Annotated in this window: 23 protein-coding genes and 1 pseudogene; 13 read left to right on the top strand and 11 right to left on the bottom strand. The window is 71.7% G+C overall.

Features of this window, described 5'->3' with window-relative positions:
• Positions 1–84 precede the first annotated feature (84 nt).
• From K9S39_RS37020 to K9S39_RS37010, 3 genes are all read right to left on the bottom strand, one after another.
• Complete coding sequence (locus K9S39_RS37020; protein WP_248867681.1) at positions 85–1,071, bottom strand: DUF3048 domain-containing protein; 987 nt, start codon at positions 1,069–1,071, stop codon at positions 85–87.
• 215 nt (positions 1,072–1,286) lie between these two features.
• Positions 1,287–1,583 (bottom strand): acylphosphatase, encoded by a 297-nt coding sequence (locus K9S39_RS37015; RefSeq protein ID WP_248867680.1) that lies wholly within the window; start codon positions 1,581–1,583, stop codon positions 1,287–1,289.
• 61 nt (positions 1,584–1,644) lie between these two features.
• Positions 1,645–2,418, bottom strand: coding sequence for a DUF72 domain-containing protein (locus K9S39_RS37010; RefSeq protein ID WP_248867679.1), 774 nt, complete (start codon positions 2,416–2,418; stop codon positions 1,645–1,647).
• A 371-nt stretch (positions 2,419–2,789) separates the two neighbouring features.
• On the opposite strand from K9S39_RS37010, the gene dhaK reads away from it, so the two are divergent.
• From dhaK to K9S39_RS36995, 3 genes are all read left to right on the top strand, one after another.
• On the top strand, positions 2,790–3,782 hold the full coding sequence (gene dhaK, locus K9S39_RS37005) for a dihydroxyacetone kinase subunit DhaK (RefSeq protein WP_248867678.1): 993 nt from the start codon (positions 2,790–2,792) through the stop codon (positions 3,780–3,782).
• Between the two features lie 72 nt (positions 3,783–3,854).
• Entirely contained in the window at positions 3,855–4,463 is a 609-nt protein-coding gene (gene dhaL / locus K9S39_RS37000) for a dihydroxyacetone kinase subunit DhaL (RefSeq protein ID WP_248867677.1), read from the top strand.
• Positions 4,460–4,894, top strand: coding sequence for a PTS-dependent dihydroxyacetone kinase phosphotransferase subunit DhaM (locus tag K9S39_RS36995; RefSeq protein WP_406708078.1), 435 nt, complete (start codon positions 4,460–4,462; stop codon positions 4,892–4,894). Before dhaL ends, K9S39_RS36995 begins: the two co-directional genes overlap by 4 nt.
• A 24-nt stretch (positions 4,895–4,918) precedes the next feature.
• Here K9S39_RS36995 and K9S39_RS36990 read toward each other — a convergent pair whose 3' ends face one another.
• On the bottom strand, positions 4,919–5,737 hold the full coding sequence (locus K9S39_RS36990; RefSeq protein WP_248867676.1) for an SAM-dependent methyltransferase: 819 nt from the start codon (positions 5,735–5,737) through the stop codon (positions 4,919–4,921).
• Between the two features lie 861 nt (positions 5,738–6,598).
• Here K9S39_RS36990 and K9S39_RS36985 point away from each other — a divergent pair.
• From K9S39_RS36985 to K9S39_RS36975, 3 genes are all read left to right on the top strand, one after another.
• Complete coding sequence (locus K9S39_RS36985) at positions 6,599–7,126, top strand: RNA polymerase sigma factor (RefSeq protein WP_248867675.1); 528 nt, start codon at positions 6,599–6,601, stop codon at positions 7,124–7,126.
• Entirely contained in the window at positions 7,123–7,872 is a 750-nt protein-coding gene (locus K9S39_RS36980; RefSeq protein ID WP_248867674.1) for a hypothetical protein, read from the top strand. Before K9S39_RS36985 ends, K9S39_RS36980 begins: the two co-directional genes overlap by 4 nt.
• Positions 7,873–8,525: 653 nt before the next feature.
• Positions 8,526–9,704, top strand: a complete 1,179-nt coding sequence (locus K9S39_RS36975; RefSeq protein WP_248867673.1) for a sialidase family protein — start codon at positions 8,526–8,528, stop codon at positions 9,702–9,704.
• 9 nt (positions 9,705–9,713) lie between these two features.
• Here K9S39_RS36975 and K9S39_RS36970 read toward each other — a convergent pair whose 3' ends face one another.
• Positions 9,714–10,121, bottom strand: coding sequence for an STAS domain-containing protein (locus K9S39_RS36970; RefSeq protein ID WP_406708077.1), 408 nt, complete (start codon positions 10,119–10,121; stop codon positions 9,714–9,716).
• Between the two features lie 245 nt (positions 10,122–10,366).
• On the opposite strand from K9S39_RS36970, the gene K9S39_RS36965 reads away from it, so the two are divergent.
• From K9S39_RS36965 to K9S39_RS36945, 5 genes are all read left to right on the top strand, one after another.
• Complete coding sequence (locus K9S39_RS36965; RefSeq protein WP_248867672.1) at positions 10,367–11,128, top strand: DeoR/GlpR family DNA-binding transcription regulator; 762 nt, start codon at positions 10,367–10,369, stop codon at positions 11,126–11,128.
• Positions 11,129–11,400: 272 nt separating this feature from the next.
• Positions 11,401–12,738 (top strand): ABC transporter substrate-binding protein, encoded by a 1,338-nt coding sequence (locus K9S39_RS36960; protein ID WP_248867671.1) that lies wholly within the window; start codon positions 11,401–11,403, stop codon positions 12,736–12,738.
• Positions 12,719–13,699 carry a carbohydrate ABC transporter permease gene (locus K9S39_RS36955; protein WP_248867670.1) on the top strand — a complete coding sequence of 327 codons (981 nt, stop codon included), beginning with the start codon at positions 12,719–12,721 and terminating at the stop codon, positions 13,697–13,699. The genes K9S39_RS36960 and K9S39_RS36955 overlap by 20 nt, the downstream gene beginning before the upstream one ends.
• Positions 13,696–14,580 carry a carbohydrate ABC transporter permease gene (locus K9S39_RS36950; protein WP_248867669.1) on the top strand — a complete coding sequence of 295 codons (885 nt, stop codon included), beginning with the start codon at positions 13,696–13,698 and terminating at the stop codon, positions 14,578–14,580. Before K9S39_RS36955 ends, K9S39_RS36950 begins: the two co-directional genes overlap by 4 nt.
• Complete coding sequence (locus K9S39_RS36945; protein WP_248867668.1) at positions 14,577–15,569, top strand: zinc-dependent alcohol dehydrogenase family protein; 993 nt, start codon at positions 14,577–14,579, stop codon at positions 15,567–15,569. Before K9S39_RS36950 ends, K9S39_RS36945 begins: the two co-directional genes overlap by 4 nt.
• A 28-nt stretch (positions 15,570–15,597) precedes the next feature.
• Here the strand turns inward: K9S39_RS36945 and K9S39_RS36940 are convergent, their stop codons facing one another.
• From K9S39_RS36940 to K9S39_RS36930, 3 genes are all read right to left on the bottom strand, one after another.
• Positions 15,598–16,611, bottom strand: coding sequence for a winged helix-turn-helix domain-containing protein (locus K9S39_RS36940; RefSeq protein ID WP_248867667.1), 1,014 nt, complete (start codon positions 16,609–16,611; stop codon positions 15,598–15,600).
• Between the two features lie 271 nt (positions 16,612–16,882).
• On the bottom strand, positions 16,883–17,362 hold the full coding sequence (locus K9S39_RS36935; RefSeq protein WP_248867666.1) for an NUDIX domain-containing protein: 480 nt from the start codon (positions 17,360–17,362) through the stop codon (positions 16,883–16,885).
• Between the two features lie 15 nt (positions 17,363–17,377).
• Positions 17,378–18,952: an ATP-dependent DNA ligase gene (locus tag K9S39_RS36930; RefSeq protein WP_248867665.1), complete on the bottom strand. Its 1,575-nt coding sequence runs from the start codon at positions 18,950–18,952 to the stop codon at positions 17,378–17,380.
• A 171-nt stretch (positions 18,953–19,123) separates the two neighbouring features.
• On the opposite strand from K9S39_RS36930, the gene K9S39_RS36925 reads away from it, so the two are divergent.
• A complete protein-coding gene (locus K9S39_RS36925) occupies positions 19,124–19,327 on the top strand; it encodes a cold-shock protein (protein WP_248867664.1) in 204 nt (67 codons plus the stop codon).
• A gap of 302 nt (positions 19,328–19,629) precedes the next feature.
• Complete coding sequence (locus K9S39_RS36920) at positions 19,630–21,138, top strand: DEAD/DEAH box helicase (protein ID WP_248867663.1); 1,509 nt, start codon at positions 19,630–19,632, stop codon at positions 21,136–21,138.
• Between the two features lie 91 nt (positions 21,139–21,229).
• On the opposite strand, the gene K9S39_RS42545 is transcribed toward K9S39_RS36920, so the two are convergent.
• The 3 genes and pseudogenes from K9S39_RS42545 to K9S39_RS36905 all read right to left on the bottom strand — a co-directional run bounded on the left by K9S39_RS42545 (position 21,230) and on the right by K9S39_RS36905 (position 24,357).
• Positions 21,230–23,476 carry an FAD-dependent monooxygenase gene (locus K9S39_RS42545; RefSeq protein ID WP_319949608.1) on the bottom strand — a complete coding sequence of 749 codons (2,247 nt, stop codon included), beginning with the start codon at positions 23,474–23,476 and terminating at the stop codon, positions 21,230–21,232.
• Between the two features lie 140 nt (positions 23,477–23,616).
• Positions 23,617–24,150: pseudogene (locus K9S39_RS42540) on the bottom strand (FAD-dependent monooxygenase); the annotation flags it as partial.
• A gap of 69 nt (positions 24,151–24,219) precedes the next feature.
• The gene (locus tag K9S39_RS36905) at positions 24,220–24,357 is read right to left on the bottom strand and encodes a hypothetical protein (protein ID WP_248867661.1); all 138 of its coding nucleotides are present in this window, start codon (positions 24,355–24,357) and stop codon (positions 24,220–24,222) included.
• Positions 24,358–24,470 lie beyond the last annotated feature (113 nt).

Here is a 24,470-nt window from a genome sequence, read left to right as displayed (position 1 = left end):
CGCTCACCGTGTATGCGGCACTCGCATGCGCAACCCGTGCAACGTACTGCGCTCGCCGGTGTCACCGCCGCCGGCCGACGTCCCTCACCGGCCGGTGAGCATGACCCAGATCTGCCCCGGGGCGAAGTTCAGCGGTTCCCCGGACGGCGTGGTGAACGTCGTGCCGTCCCGCTCCCCGTCCCGGCTCCAGCGCGCGTCGTAGGCCTTGCCGTCGCGCAGCACCAGGGCCGTGCCGGAGCCCACCGTCTCCGTGAACGGCGAGACGCTGCCCCACCGGTCGCGGAACTCGGAGTCGCGCACCGCCACCCGCTGGACGACGACGGTCGAGACGGTGATCCGCCCGCCGTCGGTGGTACGCGCCGCCACGCCGTCCATCGCCACCAGCCACTTCTTGTCGGCGGGCGACCAACGGAAGTCGAACCGGGAGTCCGGGTACCGGACGGTGTACTCCGTCTCCTGCCGCCCGCCCGTCGGCGCCGCCCCGAACCGGAACCCGATGTCCGCCGCCTCGGACGCCTCCGGCGCGTGGCCCAGGAGCCGTTCGGGACGCAGATAGAGATTGTGCGGCGCGGACCGGCCGCTGTCGCGGAAGTACGCGTCGGGGGCCTTGCCCGGCGGCAGCGCGTACAGCGGCGCGGCCGCGATCAGCGGATTGAGGCCGGACTGCGCTCCGGAGTAGGCGAGCGCGGGTTCGCCGAACTGCCTCAGCAGCTCGATGTCCGACTCGCGCGCGCTGCGGATCGGCCCCAGCTTCGGAGGCAGTTGGGAGGAGAGGACGGCGAGTATCCGGGTCTGGCCGCCCTCCACCTGCTCGACGTAACAGATGTCCGCCGCGCCGAGTCCGGTGTGCGGCCGCGCCGGGCCGACATTGTCGATCTTGGCGGCGAGCACCGGTCCGGCCTCCGCCGGCAGTCCCGTGAACGGCGAGACCGTCGCGCCTCCGGGCGGGAAGCCGTTCTCCCCCTCGGAACCGGAACCCAAGCATCCGGCGAGTACGAGCGCCAGCACCGCCGCGATCAGCACCGGCCACCACGCCCTGTGCCGCGGCTCAGCAGGGAAACGAAGGCGCACCGCCGATTCGTACACAGGTCCAGGATGCCACCGCGGCCCGGAATTGGGTCCGGTCGCGGACCCCCCGGGCCAGCCCGGCCCCCGACTGCCCGAGACGCCAGGGCTCATCAGCCTCCCGGCGCCCTCAACCTCCCCGTGCCGTCACCCCGTCCCGTCCAACTCCACCCATGCCGCCCGACTCCCCCGTCATCCCCCTGCTCATCCCCTCCTCATCCTCATCCACTTCCCCATCCCCCTCCCGGCGTCGCCCGGATCTCGAAGCCCCGCAGCCCTTCCGGGGCTTCCTCCCGTACGTACACGGCATCGACGATCGCCGTGGGCGGGCCCTTGTGCGCCCACTCCACCAGGTCGGCCACCGGCTCGGGCTCGCCCTCGAACACGGCCTCCACCGTCCCGTCCGGAAGATTCCGCACCCAGCCGGCCAAACCGTGCTCACCGGCCGTACGCCGGCAGGTGTCGCGGAAGAACACACCGTGCACGTCTCCGGAGACCACGACGCGTCTGCGGATCATCCGTGCCTCACCTCGTTCGCTCGCCGGGGCGGTACGAGCGCAGACATACCCGGCCCCGCGGTCAGTGGGCGGAGCCATGCCCGGACGGCGTACGGCTCACCGAACGGCCGGCGGCCGAGGCGGCGCGGGCGAAGCCGATGGCATCGAGGACGGCCGCCCCGCCCAGGTCGTTGTTGAAGTACGTATGGACATCGGCCCGGTCCGGCCAGGCGTCGGCGATCCGCCGTACCCAACCGGTGAGTGCCTGTCGGCCATAGCGCGGAAAGGGTTCGGCACGGCCTCCGTGGAGGCGCAGGTACCCCCAGTCGGCGGTCCGCCAGAGGGGCGTCACGGGCCGGGAATCCCGGTCCGCCCAGCACAGCGCGGCGCCCCGGCGCTCCAGGACGTTACGGACCTCGGCGGTCCACCACGACGGGTGGCGCGGCTCGACGGCCACCCGTGTACCGGCGGGGAAGCAGCCGAGGCAGGCGTCCAGCAGCCCGGCGTCCGCGTGCAGATTGGGCGGCAGCTGGAGCAGGACGGGCCCGAGCCGGGGGCCGAGGGCGGCGGCGCGCGACATCAGCCGCGCGACCGGTTCCTCCGGGGTGCGCAGCCGCTTGATGTGCGTCAGATAGCGGCTCGCCTTGACCGCCATCACAAACCCGTCGGGAGTCCTGGCCCGCCAGTCGGCGAAGGTCTTCTCCTCGGGCAGCCGGTAGAAGGCGGCGTTGCTCTCGACGGTGGCGAACTGCCGTGCGTACTCCTCCAGCCACAGCCGCTGCGGCCGGTCCGGGGGGTAGAGGACCTCGCGCCAGTCTTTGTACTGCCAGCCGGAGGTTCCGACGAGGACGGTCATGCCCGCATCCCTGCCCGCTCCGGGGCGAGCCCTATCGGCCATCGTTTTCGACGTACCGTTCGGACGTCGTTCTCGCTGGGCCGCGCGGGTGGTGGGACGGCGGGTGCCGCGCCACTGGGCCCCGCGCGACGACAGCCAGCACGAGCGATCCCGCCGGTGCCCTCACGGCCGATACTGGACCCGCCAACCCCGTTTCGGACCACCGGAAAACGCCAAGATCAATAGTCATCCGCCCTCCCCGTCCACCACCCGCCAACCACCACTTGTCACCCGCCACGCGTCATCCACCACCCACCGCCCGTCATCGCGCCAACCTGACCCGGGACACCACGTGTCAGGGAGCCAACAGCCAATCTCGCCAGGAGGTACCGATGAAGATGCTGATCAACGTCCCCGAGACGGTCGTGACGGACGCGCTGCGCGGAATGGCGGCGGCGCACCCCGATCTGGTGGTGGACACGGAGAACCGGGTGATCGTGCGGCGGGACGCGCCGGTTGCCGGCAAAGTGGGGCTGGTGTCCGGCGGTGGCAGCGGGCACGAGCCGCTGCACGGTGGGTTCGTCGGGCCCGGAATGCTGGACGGCGCCTGCCCCGGTGAGGTCTTCACCTCTCCCGTGCCGGATCAGATGGTGCGTGCCGCGGCGGCCGTGGACAGCGGCAAGGGGGTGCTGTTCGTCGTGAAGAACTACACCGGCGATGTGCTCAACTTCCAGATGGCGGCCGAGCTGGCGGAGGACGAGGGCGTGCAGGTCGCCAGTGTGCTGGTCAATGACGATGTGGCGGTGATCGACTCGACGTTCACGGCCGGGCGGCGCGGCACCGGCGCGACGCTGTTCGTCGAGAAGATCGCGGGGGCCGCGGCCGAGGAGGGGGCGCCGCTGGAGCGCATCGAGGCGCTGGCCCGGCAGGTCGTCGGGAACTCGCGCAGCTTCGGTGTGGCACTGAGTGCCTGTACGACACCGGCCAAGGGCAGCCCGACCTTCGACCTGCCCGCCGGTGAGCTGGAGTTGGGGATCGGTATCCATGGCGAGCCGGGGCGGGAACGCCGGGCGATGATGACCTCGCACGAGATCGCGGACTTCGCGGTGCACGCGATCCTGGAGGACCTCGATCCGAGGCTGCCGGTGCTGGTGCTGGTCAACGGGATGGGTGCGACACCGCTGCTGGAGCTGTACGGCTTCGCCGCGGAGGTGCGCCGGGTGCTCGACGAGCGGCGGGCGGCGGTGGCCCGTACGCTCGTCGGCAACTATGTGACCTCCCTGGACATGGCGGGCTGCTCGGTGACGCTGTGCCAGGTGGACGGGGAGCTGCTGCGGCTGTGGGACGCGCCGGTGGAGACGCCCGCACTGCGCTGGGGGCGCTGATCCCGGACGGGTCCCCGCGCCCGCTTCGACCCCTTTCCCTCCCCGATCGTGAACGAACCAGAGGAGCAGCCCATGTCCAAAACGGCCTTTGATGCCGCGTTGATCGTCCGCTGGATGACGGTGTCGGCCGCGGCCGTCGACCGGGAGGCCGGCCGGCTCACCGAGCTGGACGCGGCCATCGGCGACGCCGACCACGGCAGCAATATGCAGCGCGGATTCACCGCCGTCGTCAAGGCCCTGGAAACGGAGCCGCCGGCCACGCCCGGTGCCGTGCTGATCACCGCCGGACGGCAGTTGATCTCGACCGTGGGCGGCGCGTCCGGGCCGCTGTACGGGACGCTGCTGCGGCGCAGCGGCAAGGGGCTCGGCGAGGCCCCGCAGGTGACCGCCGAGGAGCTGCGGGCGGGTCTGCAGGCGGGGGTGGAGGCGGTGGCCCGGCTCGGCGGCGCGGCACCCGGCGACAAGACGATGCTCGACGCCCTGGCTCCGGGCGTCGAGGCGCTGGCGGTGTCCTTCGACGCCGCGGCCGAGGCCGCCGAGCGGGGCGCGCTGGCGACCGTACCGATGCTGGCGAGGAAGGGCCGGGCAAGCTATCTGGGAGAACGCAGTATCGGGCATCAGGATCCGGGGGCGACGTCCTCGGCGCTGCTGTTCGCGGCCCTGGCGGAGGTGGCGAAGTGAGCGCGGCGAACGAGCCGGTGGCCGGCGGGGCGGGCCTGGTCGGGATCGTACTGGTATCGCACAGCGGGCCGGTCGCCGAGTCGGTCGCGGAGCTGGCCGTCGGGCTGGCCGGCGGCGGCGCGGAGGCACCGATCGCCGCCGCGGGCGGTACGCCGGACGGGGGGTTCGGCACGAGCGCGGAGCTGATCGCGGAGGCGGCGCGGAGGGTCGACCGCGGTGCGGGCGTGGCGCTGCTGGCCGACCTCGGCAGCGCCGTGCTGACCGTCAAGGCCCTGATCGCCGAGGGGGATGAACTCCCCGGGAGCGCACAGCTGGTGGACGCACCGTTCGTGGAGGGCGCGGTGGCCGCCGTCGTCACCGCCTCGGCCGGCGCGGACCTGACCGCGGTCGCGGCGGCGGCCGAGGAGGCGTACGGCTACCGCAAGGAGTGAGCCCGGAGCGAGCCGCCCCCAGCGTCACGGCTTACGGGCCACCCCCGCGTAGCAGCCGGCCTCGGCGTCCGTGACGTGGGTGGCGTCCTCCGGGTGGTCGGGGCGCCACTGGTGGGAGAGGGTGATGCCCGGCTCCAGCAGTTCCCAGCCGTCGAAGAAGCGGAGGAACTCCGCGCGGGAGCGGAACTGGAGGGCGGTGCCGGCGTCACGGTAGATGTTGATGATCTTGCGCATCACCTCCGGATCGACGTCCGGCGTGGCATGCGTCATGGCCAGGACACTGCCACTGGGCAGCGCGTCCTTGAGGGTCTCGACGATGGTGTGGGCGTGGTCCCGGCCGTCGTCGGTGACGAAGTGCATCAGGGCGTTCAGACTCAGAACGACCGGCCGGCCGAGGTCGAGGGTGTCGAGGAGCCGGGGCGACTCAAGGATGCTCGCGGGGTCGTTGACATCGGCCTGGAGGTACGCGGTGCGGCCCTCGGGAGTGCCGCGCAGCAGGGCGGCCGCATGCGCGAGGACGATCGGGTCGTTGTCGGTGTAGAGCACCCGGGCGTCGGGGACGATTCCCTGAGCGATGTCGTGGAGATTCGGCGGGGTGGGGATGCCGGTGCCGATGTCGAGGTACTGCCGCATCCCGGACTCCGCGAGGAAGCGGGTGGCGCGGTGCATGAACTCCCGGTTGATGCGGGCGGCGGCCAGGGCGGCCGGGAAGACGCTCAGCACGCTTCCGGCGGCCATCCGGTCGGCGAGGAAGTTGGTCTTGCCGCCGAGCATGTAGTCATAGATCCGGGACGAGTGGGCCCGGTCGAGCCGCAGGTCCACCACGGGCTCGGTGTCGCTCATCGTGCTCTGCCTCCCCAGTAGCGCGTGCCGCCCGCCGGCCGCCGTTCCGGCTGCCGCCGGCGTTCCGCGTGCGCCCCGCGGCACGCCGTACGCCGTCGCCCGCCGGGCTGTTGGTGCACTTCCCCCTGCGGTGCGGATCATGCGGAACAACACCCGGCGCCCCGGCGCGTGCCGGACGGCGCGCAAGGCGGGCGCATACGCCGGTCGGTACCGGGGCCCACAGCCGAAAGTCCTGACTATGCCCGGGTCACGGGTAGTCATATGAATACGCAGAGGAAGATTTCTTGCGGCCGGGTGCCACAAAGAGGCTCTCTTTCCGGTTCATTGGTAGGGAGGACAAACCGTCCTCCTGCCGCCGGTGCTCCCGACGCCCGGCGGCGGTGCACGGCGAACGGAACGAGGACGGCTCGTGAGCACAGACCGGGACCGCATCCTGCCGACGTGCGCGGAGGCGCGCGTCATCCCCAAGGACTTAGGTCCGGTCCGGCGGATCCACCCGGGCCCATGTCGTGGCGGCGCCGATCCACGGCGGCTGTGCATTCCCCGCCCACGGCGGCTCCCCTCTCCACGTGACACTCCTGGCAGCGCGTCCCAGCCCCGGCCCCGCGGCCTCCGCGGTGGTGAGGGACCGGCATGACGCGGTACGGCACCTCCCGCGCGGCCCAGGCACCGCCGTCGCAGCCCGACCGTACGGGATCGGAGCGGTCCGGCCCACCCGGTCGCCCCTCACCCCGTCACCACGCGTCGTCGCACGCCCCGCCCGGTCACCACCCGTCATCCCACTACCCATCCAGTCACCATCCGTCACCTCACCACGCGTCACCCGACCACGCGTCACCTCACCACCCGTCGAGCCATCACTTGTGGATAACCTTCGAGGCTTTCCACACGACGCACTCCCGGAAGTGGCTGACCTACGCCTATCTGCACACCGGCAGCAAGGCGTCGGCCCGCGAGGTCACCCGCGCCGCCTACCGCCGGCTGTACCACCTCTGGCCGCACGCGCTGCGCCAGGCCTCGGTCGAGGCGTTCGCCTGGTCGGTGCTCAAGGAGTGCGTGGTGGAGTGGCTGTACGACCACCAACAGCCCACCGCCCTCACCGAAACCGCCGCCTTCGCCGTCGTCACCCAGGCCCTGCTGCGGGAATGCCAGCAGCAATTCGCCCTGCTGGAAAGCCAGTTGGGGCTCTACGCGGCCATCTCGCGGCTCCCGGAGCGGCAGTGCGATGTGATCGTGCTGCGGCATGTCATCGGATACGGCGACGGGCAGATAGCGGCACTTCTCGGCGTGGACGAAGCCACCGTCCGCTCCCATGCCAGCCGGGGCAAGCGCAAGCTCGCCGCCGCGCTCGGTATCGATCAAGGAACCACTAGGGGGAACAGACCATGACGTACGCCCATCACACGGACCGCCGGGACACGGTCGAGACGCTGCTCAGCGCCGCTGCCGACGTCGCCGGCATCGACGGCCTCGCCGCCTTCGGCGACCTCGACGACGAAGGAGCGCTCGACGGCCTCGGCTGCTTCGACGATCCCCCCGGCGCGGGGTGGGGAGCGGACGGCCCGACGGCGGTCCGCGCGGACCACGGCGCGCCCAGCTCCTACCCGAGCGCCCGCGACGAGGCGACCCACGAACTCGAACTCGCCTGCGCGCTGGTCGTCAATGCCGCGGCCGCCGCCGCGAGCCTCGAACGGCTGGTCGACGACCACCACATCGACCCCGAGGGCGCCCTGGTCTTCGCATGTCTGCTGCACATCACCGGGCGGTACGACGCGGCACAGTTCTGGTGGCACTTCGGCGCGGGCGCCGACAGCCGGACCGCCGCCTACTGCCTGTATCTCGCGCACCGCCGCAACAGCGAGCACCGTGACGCCGCCTACTGGCGCGAGCAGGCCGCACACGCGCCCGATGAGGAGCACCGGGCGGTGAACGCGTTCGACGAGAAGCAGCTGCTGCCGGACGCCGCCCGGCACAACCTCCTCGTCCAGTGGCACAGCGGACTCGCCCCGACGCTGCCCGCCGCCCTGGAGAACGTGATCAACCGGCTGGTGGTGGACAGCGACGACGAGGACTTCGGGGAGATTCCGCGGCCGTCCCCCACATTGGTGCGGGATCTTGGCCTCGACCTTGGCTGAGCGCCGTTTTCGGCTGTCCGCTGCGCGTTGCCTGCGCCCCACGTTGTCGGCCGTCCCGCCGTTGCGCCTGCGGCGGGCGTCCGCTGCGCTTGGCCTGAGCCGACGCTTTGGCCGTCCCGCCGTTGCGCCTGCGGCGAGCTGGTTGCCGCTACGCGGGGCTGTTCGGCAGCGGTGCCGGACCTCCGGACTCCGCCCTGCGGTCCGGCACCTCCCGAGGGGGTGGGGAATAGACGGTGGGGGTACACGTAGTCGGTCATGTCCATCTTGTGGACGTGATCACAGACGTCTGGCGGACCACTTGTGCCCCACTACCCCTCTTCCCTCCACCGTCGGGAGGGGACGGGCCGCAGGACGGAGTCCGGAGGCCCGTCACCGCACCCGGAAGACCCACGCCCGCCGCAGGCGCAACGGCGACAAACCTCCACGGCGGGACAGCCGAAACGTCGGCGCAAGCCCGCCGCAGGCGAACCCCCACGGCGGGACGGCCGACAACGTGGGGCGCAGCCGGCCGCAGGCGACCCCTACGGCCGGACGGCCGACGACGACGAGCAACCAGGCGGCAAGGCCACGCGCAGCGCAGCCCCTCCCGCGTGCGGTCACCCCCGCCCTCAGGAAAGATGCAGCCACAGACGCGTGGGGGCATGGAGGTACAGGTGAATCCCGTCCACCCCCTTGCACTGGCGGCCCTGCTCGTGGCCTCAGGCGCCAGCCTGCCCGCCGCACCCGCCGTCGAGCCGCGCGCAGCGCACCCCCTGTTCGAATCGCGCGCCCTGGCGCTCTCCGGCCAGGGCGCGCACACCTATCGGATCCCAGCCCTCACCACCCTCCCCGACGGCGCCCTCCTCGCGGCCTACGACCGGCGCAATGACAGCGCGGCCGATCTGCCCGGCGATGTGGATGTGATGGTGCGGCGCAGTACCGACAACGGACGGACCTGGAGCGCCCCCCGGGCGGTGGTCGACTACGACGGGGGTGCGGGCGCGGGTGACCCGAGCCTGGTGGTCGACAGGGGCACCGGCCGGGTCTTCCTCTTTCACGCGTACGCTCCCAACGGCATCGGCTTCGCCAACGCGGGTGCGGGCAATGCGCATGACAGCACCAGCATCCTGCACACCGACTACAGCTATTCGGACGACGGTGGCCGCAGCTGGCGGAACCGGCGCATCACGAAGGACCTCAAGGACCCGTCCTGGCACGGCATCTTCGCGTCGTCCGGCACCGGTATCCAGCTGTCCACCGGCCGGCTGCTGCAGCAGTACGCGTTCCGGAAGGCCGACGGCAGTATGTGGGCGGCCAGCGCGTACAGCGACGACCACGGCGAGAGCTGGCGTCTGGGGGAGCCGGTCGGGCCGCTGATGGACGAGAACAAGACGGTGGAGCTGGCCGATGGCCGGGTGATGCTCAACAGCCGCACGTCCAGCACCAAGAAGCGGCTGGTGGCCTTTTCGCGGGACGGCGGGCTGAGCTACGGCACACCGGTCGCGGACGGCACGCTGATCGACCCGGTCAACAACGCGGCGATCCTGCGCTACGACCCGACGGCGCGGCCGGACCGCGCGCGGGCCCACTGGCTGCTGTTCAGCAATACGGCGAGCACGACGGCACGCGAGAACCTCACCGTCCGGTTGTCCTGCGACGACGGGCGGAGCTGGCCGGTCTCCCGGGTCGTCGCTCCGGGTCCGTCGGCCTACTCGACGCTGACCCGGCTGAAGGACGGGACCTTCGGGCTGCTCTACGAGTCCGGCCCGTACAAGAAGATCACTTTTGTTCGGTTCGATGGTGAGTGGCTGGGAGCGATGCGCTGCCCGGTCGCGCCGTCGTCACCCCGATGACGAACCCTGTCACACGGACGGCCCCTCCGCCTTCGGCGGCCAGGCCGGGCGGACGGCGTCGGGGACGGCGGCGAGGGCGTGGCCGACGGTGGGGAAGCACGCGAAGACGCCGAGGGACTGGGTGCCGACCAGCAGGCGCAGCATCCGTACGCCGAGCGAGGCCAGCAGCAGCCGGCCCTCCAGGCGCCGGCAGAGCCATTCGAGGGCGAGCAGACAGCTCAGGCCCCGGGAGTCGCAGAAGCGCAGTGCGGTCAGGTCGAGCACGAGGAAGCGATGGCCGGCCGAGACGACCGACCGGGCCTCGTCGAGGAACGTCTGCTCGGTGCGGAGGTCCAGTTCCCCGCTGACCCGCAGGACCGCGCACTCTTCCTCCTGCACGATCGCAGTGACCGCCAACGACCGCATTTCCGAGCTCATGGCGTCCAGAGTAAGCGCCCTTTTCCATCGGGGCGGGCAGGCGGTCGGGCCGTTGCGGAGGGTGGTACGGGCACCGCTGGGAGGCTTCGGCCTGGTCGAGCGGGTTCCGAAGCGGGCAGAAGCGGTCGTCTTTTTTGCTCTTACGGGCAGTGGTCCGCGCTCGTACGGTTGCTATAAACCTCAGGCGGGCAGAAACGGGCAGGCCCGTGACCGAACGAACATCGAGGCATGGGCAGGAGGCAGCTATGAGGGCCGAGGAACGCCAGCACCGCATCCTCGCGCTCGTCCGGCAGTCCGGCCGGGTCGAGGTCGCCGATGCCGCGGTGGAGTTCGACGTCTCCCGGGAGACCGTGCGGCGCGATCTGAGCGAGCTGGAGCGCCGTGGCCTGGTCCGGCGGACGCACGGCGCGGCGTACCCCGTCGAGAGCGCCGGTTTCGAGACCACGCTGGCCCGGCGTGAGACCCAGCTGGTGGCGGAGAAGCGGCGGATCGCCGCATCCGCGGCCCAGCTGATCGGCGAGGCGGAGACGGTGTTCGTGGACGAGGGGTACACGCCCGAGCTGGTCGCGACGCAGCTGCCCACCGACCGTCCGCTGACCGTGATCACCGCCTCGCTGCGGACCGCGTCCCTGGTCTCCGCGTCCGAGTCCACCACCGTGCTGCTGGCCGGCGGCCGGGTCCGTTCCCGGACGCAGGCGACGGTGGGCTCCTGGGCCCGGGACATGCTCGCGCGGTTCGTGATCGACCTGGCGTTCCTGGGGGCCAACGGCATCTCCCGGGATCACGGGCTGACCACCCCCGATCCGGCCGTCGCCGATGTGAAGGCACAGGCCGTCCGCTCGTCGCGGCGGCGGGTGCTGGTCGGCGTGCACAGCAAGTTCGGGGCCAGCAGCTTCTGCCGGTTCGCCGAGGTGAGCGACATGAACACGATCGTCACCGACGCCGGGCTCTCCGCACCGGAGGCCCACCGCTACTCCCTCCTGGGGCCGCAGGTGCTCCGGGTCTGACCGGGAACGCGGGCCACCCGGACGACCGGCCCCGTGGACACACGACCGACAACGCACCGCCGAAGGCCACACCCCGGCCCTCGGACGGTCTCCCCGGCCTGCCCGCACACACCGCGACAGCCGCAGGAGCCGCACCATCCCCCATCCGCCGGCCACCACCGCACCACCGCACCCACCCGATGTCCCCATATCCCCCGACGTCCCCGGACGTCCGCAGAAAGGCGAGAGCCGTGAGAGCACGATCCCCCTTGCGAAGCCGTACCCGCCGCACCATGGGGGTGACCTCGGTCGCCCTGGCCCTGTCGCTGACCGTCGCCGGCTGCTCCGGCGGCTTCGGTGCCGCGAGCAAGGGCGGTTCCGACAGCATCAACGTGCTGATGGTCAACAACCCGCAGATGGTGGATCTGCAGAAGCTCACCGCCGAGCACTTCACCAAGAAGACCGGCATCAAGGTGAAGTTCACCGTACTGCCGGAGGACGACCTGCGGGACAAGATGAGCCAGGACTTCTCCAGCCAGGCCGGACAGTACGATGTGGCCAGTCTCAGCAACTACGAGACGCCGATCTACGCCCGCAACGGATGGCTCGCGCCGCTCGGCGAACGGGCGGCCAAGGACCCGCAGTTCGACCAGAAGGACATTCTCGCGCCGCTGCGCAAGTCCCTCACCGCCGCCGACGGCAAGATCTACGCGGAGCCCTTCTACGGCGAATCGTCCTTCCTGATGTACCGCAAGGACCTACTCAAGGCCGCCGGACTGAGCATGCCCAAGCAGCCGACGTGGCGCGAGGTCGCCAAGATGGCCGCCAAGCTGGACGGATACCGCAAGGGCCTGAAGGGCATCTGCCTGCGCGGCCAACCCGGCTGGGGCCAGGTGATCGCCCCGCTGTCCACGGTCGTCAACACCTTCGGCGGCACCTGGTTCACCAAGGACTGGAAAGCGAAGCTCGACAGCCCGGAATTCACCAGGGCCACCCAGTTCTACGTCGATCTGGTGCGTCAGCACGGCGAGGCGGGCGCCCCGCAGGCCGGCTACACCGAGTGCCTCAACAACATGCAGCAGGGCAAGGTCGCCATGTGGTACGACGCGACCGCCGGCGCCGGCTCGCTGGAGGGCAAGGATTCCAAGGTCGCCGGCAAGGTCGGCTACGCGCCGGCGCCGGTCGAGAAGACGCCGAGCTCCGGCTGGCTCTACACCTGGGCCTGGGGCGTGCAGAAGGCCAGTACGCACCAGGACGCGGCGTGGAAGTTCGTCCGCTGGGCCTCCGGCAAGGAGTACGAGCAGCTGGTGGGCCGCACGCTGGGCTGGGCCAGCGTGCCCGGAGGGAAGCGGGCGTCTCTCTACCGGAACCAGCAGTACCTGGAGAATTCCGGGGCGTTCGCCCAGGCGACCAAGCAGGCGATCAGCTCGGCCCGGCCCGATGATGCGGGTGTGCAGCCGCGTCCGGCGCCCGGTATCCAGTTCGTCGGTGTCCCCGAGTTCGCCGATCTGGGCACCAAGGTCTCGCACGAGGTGAGCTCGGCGATCGCCGGGAAGCAGAGCGTCTCCGAGGCCCTCAAGAAGAGCCAGCGGCTGGCGCAGGAGGTGGCCGATGCCTACGCAGACCGCTGAGCGGACCCGGCCCGTCGAGGCCGTCGTCCCGGCGTCCGGCAGACAGGCGGCCCGCGCCCGGCGCGCACAGCGGACGAAGGACTGGGCCCGGCGCGCTCCCCTGCTGCCCGCGCTGGTCTTCCTGATCATCGTGACCCAACTGCCGTTCCTGGCGACCGTGGTGATCTCCTTCATCCGGTGGAACGCGCTGGCCCCCGACAACCGCGGCTTCGCCGCCTTCGACAACTACAAGGCGGTCTTCACCGACCACGCGATGCGTTCCTCGGTGCTGACGACGGTGCTGCTGACGGTGACCGTGGTGCTGGTCAGCCTGCTGCTGGGGCTGGGTCTGGCGCTGCTGCTCGACCGTGGTTTCCGCGGCCGCGGCATCGTCCGCACCCTGCTGATCACCCCTTTCCTCGTGGTGCCCGTCGCTTCCGCGCTGCTGTGGAAGCACGCCCTTTACAACACCTCGTACGGGCTGCTCAACGGCGTGCTGACGTGGATCTGGGGGCTGTTCGGCAGCGACAACCCGCCGCAGCCGGACTGGATGACCGACTCCCCGCTCGCCGCCGTGGAGGTGTCGCTGATCTGGCAGTGGACACCGTTCATGATGCTGATCCTGCTGGCCGGGCTGCAGAGCCGGCCCACGGACGCCGTCGAGGCGGCCCGGATGGACGGCGCCTCCCCGTTCGACATCTTCCGCTGTCTGACCCTGCCGCATCTGCGCCGCTACCTCGAACTGGCCGCGCTGCTGGGGACCATCTACGTCGTCCAGAACTTCGACGCGGTGTTCACCATCACCTCGGGCGGACTCGGCACGGCGAACCTGCCGTACACCATCTACCAGACCTTCTACCAGGCCCATGACTACGGACGGGCCTCCGCGCAGGGCGTCATCGTCGTGCTGTGTTCGCTGCTGGTGGCGACCTTCGCGCTGCGCACCGTCTCGTCCCTGCTGCGCGAGGAGGTCACCCGATGACCAGCGTGCCCCTCACCCTGCGCCGGCCCCGGCGCCCGGCCGGCTCCACCGCGCGGCGCCGGCGGCGTACCGGCGGGATGCTGGTCCTGGTGGCCTGGCTGTGCGGTATCGCCTTCTTCCTGCCCGTCGCCTGGATGGTGCTGACGTCCTTCCACAGCGAGACGGACGCGGCGACCAACCCGCCCAGCGTCGGTGCCGGTCTCACCCTGGACGGCTACCGCGAGTTCTTCGGCGCGGGCAGCGGCATCAGCCCCTGGCCGCCGCTGATCAACTCGCTCACCGCCTCCGTCGCCTCCACCCTCCTGGTCCTGGCGCTGGCCGTACCGGCGGCGTACGCGCTGTCGATCAAGCCGGTGCGCAAGTGGAGCGATGTGCTGTTCTTCTTCCTCTCCACGAAGATGCTGCCGCTGGTGGCCGGTCTGCTGCCGGTCTATCTCATCGCGCAGAACACCGGCATGCTGGACAGCATCTGGCTGCTGGTCATCCTCTACACCTCGATGAATCTGCCGATCGCGGTGTGGATGATGCGCTCGTTCCTCGCCGAGGTCCCGGTGGAGATGCTGGAGGCCGCGTCGACCGACGGCGCGGGACTGCACACCACCCTGACGCGGATCGTCGCACCGGTCGCCATGCCGGGGATCGCCGCGACGGCGCTCATCTCCTTCATCTTCAGCTGGAACGAGCTGCTGTTCGCCCGGGTCCTGACCGGCATCGTGGCCGGGACGTCGCCGGTGTTCCTCACCAGCTTCGTCACCAGCCAGGGACTGTTCCTGGCCAAGGTGTGCGCCGCCGCCACCGTCATCTCCCTCCCGGTGCTCATCGCCGGATTCGCCGCCCAGGACAAGCTCGTCCAGGGCCTCTCCCTCGGAGCCGTGAAATGAAAGCCGCAGTGATCAGCGCCCCCGGAAAGGTCGAGGTCACCACCGTCGAGGATCCGGCGCCGGGGCCCCGCGAGGTCGTGGTGTCCGTCGCCGCCTGCGGGCTGTGCGGCACCGATCTGCACATCCTCCAGGGCGAGTTCGCGCCCAGCCTGCCCGTCGTTCCCGGGCATGAGTTCGCCGGTACGGTCGTCGCGACCGGCAGCGCGGTCACCGAACTGGCCGAGGGCGACCGGGTCGCCGTCGATCCGTCCCTGTACTGCCACGAATGCCACTACTGCCGCATCGGCCGCAACAACCTGTGCGAGCGCTGGGAGGCGATCGGGGTGTCCACGGCCGGCGGGGCCGCCGAGTTCGCGGTCGCCCCCGTCGCGAACTGCGTCAAGCTGCCCGACCATGTACGCACCGAGGACGCGGCGCTGATCGAACCGCTGTCCTGTGCCGTACGCGGCTATGACATCCTGCGCTCCCAGCAGCTGGGCACCCAGGTCCTGATCTACGGCTCCGGGACGATGGGCCTGATGATGCTCGAACTGGCCAAGCGCACCGGGGCCGCGGGCGTCGATGTCGTCGACATCAACCCGGAACGGCTGGCGACCGCCCGTACCCTCGGCTGCACCCACGCAGCCGGGTCCGCCGACGAACTCGACCGGCCGCGCGGCTGGGACGTGGTCATCGACGCCACCGGCAACGAACGCGCCATCCAGGACGCCCTGGGGCGGGTCGGCAAGGGCGGCACCTTCCTCCAGTTCGGCGTCGCCGACTACGCCGCGCGCGCCGTCGTCGAGCCGTACCGGATCTACAACCAGGAGATCACCATCACCGGCTCCATGGCGGTGCTGCACAGCTATGAACGCGCCGCCGAACTCTTCGCGGCCGGCGTCCTGGACCCGGAGGTCTTCATCAGCGACCGGCTGCCGCTGGAGCAGTACGCGGAGGCGATGGGCCGCTTCCAGGCGGGGCAGGGGAGGAAGATCCTGGTCCGGCCGTGAGAGCCGCGGTCCGCGGCCGCGCGTCGCCTCAGTGGGGCTGCCGTACCGGTGCCAGCTCGCCGTGCAGCAGTGCCGTGCCCAGCGGGGTGAGGGCATGTACGACGCATCCGCCGTCGCGTCGGCTGCGGGCCAGATTCGCCTCGCGCAGCGCGCTCACATGCTCACTGGCCGAGGGGGCGGAGACCCGTAGCCGGCGGGCCAGTTCACCGGTGGTGGTCGGGTCGTCCAGGGCGGCGAGGATCCGCGCCCGGGTCCGGCCGAGCAGGGCGGAGAGCGCCTGCGGGTGACAGGTACGGGAGGTGGCCGGGGCCCAGGACGTGCTGTGCTCGACGGGATGGACCAGGACCGGCGGGAGGCCGGGGTCGGCGAGCGCGATGGGCCGGCGCCAGCAGAAGTGCGACGGGATCAGCCGCAGTCCGCGGCCCCGCAGCCACAGGTCACGGTCGGCGGGGTAGTCCACCTGCAGCACCGGTGGCTCCCAACGCACCGTGGGCCGCAGGGTGTTGAGCAGAACGTCGACGCCGCCCCGGCACAGGGTGCGGGCGCGCGCGGCCCGGTCGGCGTCGACCGCCGCGGTCGCCTCCGTCCAGTCGGGGGCGATCACCGCACGGTGCACCTCCCGGAACGCGGCGGCCAGTTCGTCGAGCGGTTTCCGGCTGCCCCCGGCCAGCGCGCCGGCCCAGCGCGGCAGCCGGGACGACAACGCGGCCCGGTCCGCTTCGGCGGTCAGCCGCTCCGCCGGGGTGTCCCGCAGCGCCTCCAGCCCGGCCGCCAGACCGTCGCGGGACGCGTCGGGGGTCAGGAAGTCGGGAAAATAGCGGGCGTTGGGCGGGGCGAGCGCGGTGATCAGCCGGGCCTGACGGGTCAGTCCGCGCTCGGCCAGTTCGGCGCGGGCGCGGGCACGCCAGGCGGCGTAGACCGGCACCTCGCGGTCCGTGGCCGCCAGTTGGTGCATGGCGAGCACCGTTTCCCAGAGCGGATCCGGTTCGGCGGCGATCTGTACGCGCGCGACGTCCCGGTCATCGAAATGGATACGCAACATGCGGCCCCCCGCGGCATGCTCATGACCCCGTCCCCGGGGCCCCGTAAGAAAACCCCCGCTCAGACTGCCCGGTGGACAAATGGGTGTCCAGCGCGAGTCCGGAGCGGCGCGTGTGAGCTTCGCTCCCCTTCCGCCCACCGGCCTTTCGTTCCCCCTCCTCTCCTCGACGTTCGCCGTTCTTTCCGGGTTCCTGCTTCTGACGCCCGTCGGGCCGTTCACGGGAAAGTTCACGGGAAAGGGGGAAAGCGAGGAATCAGGGCAACCGAACGGCTCACTCGGGCGTCTCGCTCCGAAGATGAGCGGCCAGCCGCTCCAGGAACACACGCTGGCCCGTGACGATCCGTGTGCCGGCCGCTTCCGGGGCGAACCACGCCACCCGGTCGATCTCAGGAAAAGCACGGGTCACTCCGGATCCTCTCGGCCACTCCATCTCGAAGGTCCCGGGCACGATCCGGTCCGGATCGAGGTCGCCCTCCACGGCCCAGACCGTCACGACCTTGCCACCGGACTGCCGGCTCTCGCCCAGCGGAACGTACCGGCCGTCCGGCGGCGGCAGCCCCAGCTCCTCCTCGAACTCCCGGCGGGCGGCGTCCCTCGCCTCCTCCGGGGGCACATACTCGCCCTTGGGCACCGACCAGGCACCGGCATCCCGCCGGGCCCACAACGGCCCGCCCATATGGGCCAGCATCACTTCGAACCCGTCACCCCCGCCACGGAACAGCAGCAGCCCGGCGCTCCGCTTCCCCGCCATGAGCCCGCCGCCCTCCTACCGCTCATCCGGTACGCCGGACGCACCGCCCGCGTCACCGGCACGGTCCGCGAGAACGGTCTCCACCGTGTCCGCCTCGGCCGCCGTCTTGTCCTCCCGGTAGCGCACCACCCTGGCGAAGCGCAGCGTCACACCCGCCGGGTAGCGCGAGGACGTCTGGAGTCCGTCGTAGGCGATCTCCACGACGAGTTCCGGACGCACCGTCACGACATGGCCGTTGTCGTCGACGGCGAGTTCCCGCAGCCGCTCGGTCTGCCAGGTGAGCGTGGCGTCGGTGAGTCCCTTGAAGGTCTTGCCCAGCATGACGAACCCGCCGTCCGGTCCACGCGCCCCGAGGTGGAGGTTGGACAGCTTGCCGGTGCGCCGGCCGTGCCCCCACTCCGCCGCCAGCACCACCAGATCGAGCGTGTGCACCGGCTTCACCTTCAGCCACGAGGCGCCCCGGCGGCCCGCGCTGTACGGCGCCTCCAGGGACTTGATCACGACGCCCTCGTGGCCCTGCCGCAACGTCCGCCGCCAGAAGTCCTCGGCGGCGGCGCGGGCGGCCGCGTCCCCCGGGTCGCGGATGACGCAGCGGCCCACCCGCGCCTCCTCGGGAACCAGCCTGGCCAGCTCCGCGTAACGCCGTTCGCAGGGCTGTTCCAGCAGGTCGCGGTCCTCGACCGACAGCGCGTCGAAGAAGACCGGGGACAGCGGCAGCGCGGCCCGCGCGGCGGAGACGTCCACCCGCGAACCGAACCGGCCCGCGACCCGCTGGAACGGCACCGGCCGGCCGTCGCCGCCCAGGGCGATCACCTCGCCGTCCAGGATGAAGCGCGCCGCGGGAAGGCCCCGGGCGAGGCCGGTGACCTCGGGCAGCCGGTCGGTGACCTCGTCCAGGGTGCGGGTGTAGATCCACACGTCCGGCCCGTCCCGGTGCACCTGCACCCGGATGCCGTCGAGTTTCTGCTCGACGGCGCAGGCGCCGAGCCTGTCGATGGCCGCGTCCAGCGAGGCGGCGCTGTGCGCGAGCATCGGTCCGACGGGCCGCCCGACGGTGAGCCGGAATTCCGCCAGCGCGGACGGGCCCTCGGACAGTACGGCCCGCGCGACGTCCTGCAGCGAACCGGCCAGCATCACAGCCCGTCGCAGCTCCGCCGCGGGCACCTCCGTCGCCGCCGCGAGCCCCTCGACGGCCAGGGCGTCCAGCGCGCCCTGCCGTACCTCCCCGGTCAGCAGTCCGACCAGGAACCGCTGCTCCGGTCCGGTCGCCGCGGCCATCAGCTGCCGGACCAGTCGCCGGCGCTCGCCCTGCGCGCCGGGCCCGGCGACACGGGCCAGGCCGGTCAGCGCCGCGTCGACGTCGCGCACGGTCAGCGTGGCGTGACCGGCCGGTGGCACGGGCTCCCGCAGCACGCTCCAGCCGACCCCGATCCGCCCCTGCGGCAGCCGTCCCGCCAGGTACGGGATGACCACCGGGACGTCCTCCGGGGCGGCGGCCCGGAACAGCCCGGCCAGCAGCGCGGTCTTCCGCGACCGCGCCGAGGTCGCGGCGACGTCCGCCGACACCCGCGCGAGCTCGGCCAGCAACATACGGACATCCTGCCTCCGGGACGGTGTCCCCGCTCACCAACGCCCCCACCGGAGCAACATTCGTGCTAACTTCTTGGCAATTGCAGTTTTGGTACCCATGACATGGTGTGCGCCTGACGGGCAGTGACCCGCAGGCGCATTTTTATTGTCAAATAACGAAAAGAGACGCACATGGCGACTGGCACCGTGAAGTGGTTCAACGCGGAAAAGGGCTTCGGCTTCATCGAGCAGGACGGCGGCGGCGCTGACGTCTTCGCCCACTACTCCAACATCAACGCCCAGGGCTTCCGCGAGCTTCAGGAAGGCCAGAAGGTCACCTTCGACGTCACCCAGGGCCAGAAGGGCCCGCAGGCGGAGAACATCGTCCCGGCCTGACCCGGACGCCAGGGCCTGTGTCGGAAGTCGCCTGCCCCGCGGCGTCCAGCACAGGCCCCCGGTAGTACCGGCCGGCACCACCGGCCACTCGGCAGCCGGCGTTCGCCCGTTCCGGCACAGCGGACCACGTGATCCGCCTGTGCCACGCTCTTCCGGCGGGCGCCGGCCGTTTCCGAGGATCCGGGGCAACGGAGTTTCCGTCCGCCCCGGTCTCCATTTTCCGGCTCGTTCTTGCGATTCCCCGCGCGGCATTCATCCCGCCGGGTCTCCCTCGATACGCGCCGCATCGAGGAAGGTTCCGCTTGAACCGCAGCACCCGCTCCCATGACCGCTACGGCCGCTCCGGCGGCGCCGGAGGCCGCTCCGGAGGCAATGGCTCCCGCTCCGGCGGCCGCAGCCAAGGCTCCGGCGGCCGCTTCCGCTCGCAGGGCCCGCGCCGCGCCAAACCCGCCGCCCCACAGGGCGAGTTCGCGCTTCCCGTGAGCACCACCCCGCCGCTGCCCGCCGTCGAGACATTCGCCGAGCTGGACATGCCCGCGCCGCTGCTCGCGACGCTCACCCGGCTCGGGGTGGCCGAGCCGTTCCCCATCCAGGCCGCCACGCTGCCCAACTCCCTCGCCGGACGCGATGTGCTCGGCCGCGGGCGCACCGGATCGGGCAAGACCCTCGCCTTCGGCCTCGCGCTCCTGTCCCGTACAGCCGGGCAGCGTGCCGCGTCGCGCGCCCCGCTCGCGCTGGTCCTCGTCCCCACCCGTGAACTGGCCCAGCAGGTCACCGACGCGCTCACCCCGTACGCCCAGGCCCTGAACCTGCGGATGGCCACCGTCGTCGGCGGGATGTCCATCGGCCGGCAGGCCGGGGCGCTGCGCACCGGCGCCGAGGTCGTCGTGGCCACTCCCGGGCGGCTCAAGGACCTCATCGAGCGCGGCGACTGCCGCCTGGACGAGGTGCGGACCACCGTTCTGGACGAGGCCGACCAGATGGCCGACATGGGCTTTATGCCGCAGGTCACCGAGCTGCTGAACCAGGTGCGCGCGGACGGCCAGCGCCTGCTCTTCTCGGCCACGCTGGACCGCAATGTCGACAAGCTGGTCCGCCGGTTCCTCAGCGATCCGGTCGTGCACTCCGTCGACCCGTCGGCGGGCGCGGTGACCACCATGGAGCACCACATCCTGCATGTGCACGGCGCGGACAAGCACGCCACCACCGTGGAGATCGCGGCGCGCGACGGCCGGGTGATCATGTTCCTGGACACCAAGCACGCGGTGGACCGGCTGGCCAAGGACCTGCTCGCCAGCGGGGTACGGGCGTCCGCGCTGCACGGCGGCAAGTCCCAGCCGCAGCGCAACCGCACCCTCCAGCAGTTCAAGTCCGGCCAGGTCACCGCGCTGATCGCGACCAATGTCGCGGCCCGTGGCATCCATGTCGACAATCTCGACCTGGTGGTCAACGTCGACCCGCCGACCGACCACAAGGACTATCTCCACCGCGGCGGGCGCACCGCGCGGGCCGGTGAGTCCGGCAGCGTGGTGACGCTGGTGCTGCCCACTCAGCGCCGCGAGATGACCCGTCTCATGGCCACCGCCGGTATAATTCCGCAGATCACCCAGGTCCGCTCCGGCGATGCCGAGCTCACCCGCATCACGGGCGCCCAGGCTCCCTCCGGCACCCCGGTCACCATCAGCGCACCGCCCGCCGACCGCCCCAAGCGCAGCTCGTCCTCGTCCCGTGGCCGGCGCGGCCGCCCGTCCCAGGCACGCCGCACCGCGAACGCGGAGCGTTCGGCACCACGACGGAACTCCGCCTCCTGAGCGAGCGACTCCGCGGCCGCAGCCCCCGATCGTCGTGCGCCCCGGCGCCCCGGCCTCGGGGGCTGCGGCACTCCGGCTCACTGCCGCCCGCTCACTCGTACATCACATACTCCGGCTCCGGGCCGAGGCTCAGCACCTCCTCCGGTGTCATCAAGCGGCCGGCTTTCGCGTCCTCCTCGTAGAACAGCTTGAAGCCGGTGTGGAGACCGTCGGGCAGCCCGGCGACGAGGTGCCGCCAGGTGCGCCGCTTCATGGCGGGCGAGCCGATGCCGTCGACGCTCTTGATCAGGGCCACGCCGGGCTGCGTCCGCAGCGCGGACTCGTCGCGCACCACGGACGTGGCGACCTGATGGAAGACGAGCGGCTTCTGCGGCAGACCGTACGCGTCGACCAGCTCCGACAGATAGCGGGCGACACGGGTCAGTTCGTCACCGCTGGTACGGCCGAAGGTGCGGCCGGGCACGTCGTGCGGGCCCATCTCCCACTCCGGGTCGAGGGCGAGCCCCACATCGGGATGGACCAGCCACTCGCGCAGCGCCGCCACCTCGTCGAGGACCGCCGCGCGCCCCGGCTGGATGTTCAGCAGCAGGAGCGCCCGGTGCTCGCGTGCGAGGGCGTGGAAGCGGCGGACGGTGGCGGCAGGCGTGCGCGTGCGGTACGTGCCGTCGTGGCCGGCCTCGGCGACGGTGACCACCGCCAGGAGTTCGAGGACGGGCAGCGGCTCACGCCCGGCGGCGTGCACGTCCGCCAGCTTCGCCAGCTCGGCGGCCCTTCTGGCGGGGGCACCGACGCCGAGCCTGCCGAGCGCCGCGGCACCGGGCAGGCCGCAGAAGCCCACCAGACGGTGACGGGGGAACAGCTCCCGCCCGCCGCGCGGCAGTTCCAGCCGCCGTTTCGCCGGTCCGGCCGACGGGCTTGAGGTGGCGGGCGGGTCGGCGGGGGCTCGCGGTCCCGCCGACCCGGACGAGCTTGACGCACCGGCGGAACCGGGCTCGGAAGACGGGGCGGACGGCTGCCGTCCGCCCCGCGGCGACTCCCTGGGGGCGGCGTCGGTGCGATCGGACGGTTTGCCGCACCCGGTGAACAGGCCCAGACCCGCCGCTGCCGTGGCCGCGAGCATCTCCCGGCGGCTCGCCCCCGGGAACGGCGGTCCGTTCCCGGCCCTGCCCGCCTCGCCCGCCACCTTGCCTCCGTCCCTCGCCCCCGCCGCGAAGATCTCCAGAACTGTCATTCCGCGATGCCGGGGCACCACACCACATGTGGTCACCTCACACGAGTGCCCGGCATGTTCGGCAGACTGCCCGGCCACGCGGTCCGGGAATCGTCCGGACTCCCGCAGGACTTCGATGAGGCTTCGGTGCCGACCTCGACGGGCTTCGGGGCTCCGCGACGTCGGGTCGACCTCGGTGTGGGCCGCGGCCTTCGACGGAGCGTGTTGGCCTGCGGTGGGTACTCCGGCCTTCGACAGGGCCCCGGTACCGGCTTCGGCCGTCCGGTCAGGAGAGCCCGACCGTCGCCAGATACGCGGGTACATCCGCCGGATCGTGGGTGGCCAAGCCGACGTACCCGTCCGGACGGACCAGGAACAGCCCCTCCCGTAAAGCGCCCGGACCGCGCTGTCGTCCAGACGGTACGCACGCACGCCACTGGGCGCGACGGGCAGGTTCATCGCGACGGCGAGCAGCGTGAACTGCGGCCCGCGCAGCAGGTCGAAGAGCCGCGTGACCGGCATGCCGTCGTCCGGGGACCGCAGGCCGGCCGAGAACGGCAGGTCGGGAGCGCGGTCGCCGGCGCTGAGGGCGGCCGGATTCAGCCCCTTCCGGGCCTCCCTCGACAAGGGGCTCTCCCGATAGCCCACATCCAGCTGATTGGTCATCCGGCCGCGGCGCGCGGCCTGTGCGGCGCTGCCCACCTCCGGGGTGCGGCCGACGCGGTACAGCCGGGTGCTCAGCTGCAGAACCCCGACGGCGACCGGCAGCCGCTCCACCGCATAGCTCTCCAGCAGCTCCGGATCCGCTCCGTGCCGCAGCACCTGTCCCAGCTTCCAGCCCAGGTTGTAGGCGTCCTGGACGCTGGTGTTCAGCCCCTGTCCGCCGCCCGGCGGGTGGACGTGCGCGGCGTCGCCGGCGAGGAACACCCGGCCGTGGGTGAAGCGTTGGGCGAGCGCGGCGTGGGGCTGGTAGTACGACGCGCACCGGACGTGGGTGACCGCGCTCGCGGGCAGATGGCTGCGGGAGCTGATGATGGTGCGGACGTCATGGGAGGCGTGCGGCCGGTCGATGTCGAACTGCGCGCAGAACTGGAAGTCTTCGGTGCCGGGCAGCGGACACAGGAGCATCGGGCCGCCGGGGGCCTTGGGCCAGACATGCCAGTTGTCGCGATCGAGGCCGCGTATGCGGACATCGGCGACCAGGGAGGGCGCAGACGGGTGTCCGCGACCGTCATCCGCAGCCCCAGGGCGTGCCGCACCGTGCTGTGACCGCCGTCGGTGCCGACGAGGTACCGGGCGGCGACCGTCCGGCTCGTCCCGTCGGGACGCGCGACTTCGGCGATGACGTGGTCGTCGGTCTGCTCCAGGTCGAGCAGACCGGTCCCGAACTCGACGCCGCCGCCCAGCCGGCGCAGCCGGTCGTACAGGATCCGCTGGGTGCGCCACTGCGGGACCATCCACACGCTCGGGTAGGCCGAGTACGTGCGGCCGGGCGCCTTGTCGATCAGGTCCCATTCGCCGCGGCGCTCATCGCCCTCCCAGGTCTGCATCGGGGGGAAGGGGGCACCGCCCGCGCGGATCGCGTCGATCACACCGAGGTCGTCGAAGACCTCCTGGGTACGGGGCTGCAGCCCCTTGCCGCGCGATCCTGGGAACAGCCGGTTGGACCGCTCGATCAGCTGAGCGCGCACCCCGCACCTGGCCAGATCGCAGGCAAGGGTGAGCCCGGTCGGACCGGCGCCGACGATCAGGACCTCGGTGGCGTCGGCACCAGTGCCGTCCAGCGGGACTTCAGCAGTCATGTGCCACACCCTCCGCCGTCACCCAGCGTAGCGATATCCCTACACGATACGTGGCTCGGTCGCGGGCGCTCAACCGGAGACGACCAGGTAGGACGGACCGGAGGCGGTGTACCTGACGAACACGGCGCCGGACGGGCGGACACGCTCGGCGACCGGGACGCCGTCCATCGGGAACGGCATCGCCGTCCGGCCCTCCCGCCCCAGCACGATCTCACCCGAACAGTCGTTCCCGGATCGCCGCTCGCCCCGTCGGCCTCCTAGGGTCTGTCCGATGGGACAGGGCCGCGGGCCCGGCCATGCCCCATCGGACCGGCCCTAGC

Source organism: Streptomyces halobius (assembly GCF_023277745.1).
Classification (GTDB): domain Bacteria; phylum Actinomycetota; class Actinomycetes; order Streptomycetales; family Streptomycetaceae; genus Streptomyces; species Streptomyces halobius.
The sequence above is the reverse complement of the archived record's forward strand: the minus strand, read 5'-3'. Positions and strand labels throughout refer to the sequence as shown.